General features: G+C 77.2%; 1 pseudogene. It reads right to left on the bottom strand.

What is annotated here, in order from left to right:
• Positions 1-491 (bottom strand): annotated as a pseudogene (locus SACPADRAFT_RS32450) (hypothetical protein); the annotation flags it as partial.

Below are 491 nucleotides of genomic sequence, written 5' to 3'. Positions count from 1 at the left end.
CAGCGCCTCGGCCCGGTGGGTGCTCGCCGAGGCCGACACCGCACCGCCCGGCTCGTCCGCGTGTGCCAGGTCGAGGATGGCCCCGACCTCGTCGGCGCGGTGCAGGATCCGCAGCGACCGTCCCGGCATTCCGGACGGCCACTCCGGCTGTGGCCGCGCGCGCAGCGCCTTCGCCAGCTCCGCACGGACTCCGGGACGGTCGGTGGCCACGTCGAGCGCCTGCAACGTGCCGGCACTGTCCCGCACGGCCCCGGTCAGGTCGTGCTCGGCCTCGCCGAGCGGGACGTGTTCCGCGGCGGGTTCGGTGGCCAGCGGGTACACCGTCCAGCGGAGCAGGCCCTCGGCGATCGGTTGCGGCACCACGCCGTAGCCGCTGCCCGGCAGCACCACCGCCTCCCCGGCCCGCAGCGCCGCCGTGGTGAACACCCCACCGCCGTCCAGCCCCCGCACGTCCCCGGCGACCGGGAGCACCAGCCACGGCCGGTCGACGC

The organism is Saccharomonospora iraqiensis subsp. paurometabolica YIM 90007 (assembly GCF_000231035.2).
GTDB lineage: Bacteria > Actinomycetota > Actinomycetes > Mycobacteriales > Pseudonocardiaceae > Saccharomonospora > Saccharomonospora paurometabolica.
Note: the sequence above shows the minus strand (reverse complement) of the source record. Positions and strands in the feature narration are given on the sequence as shown.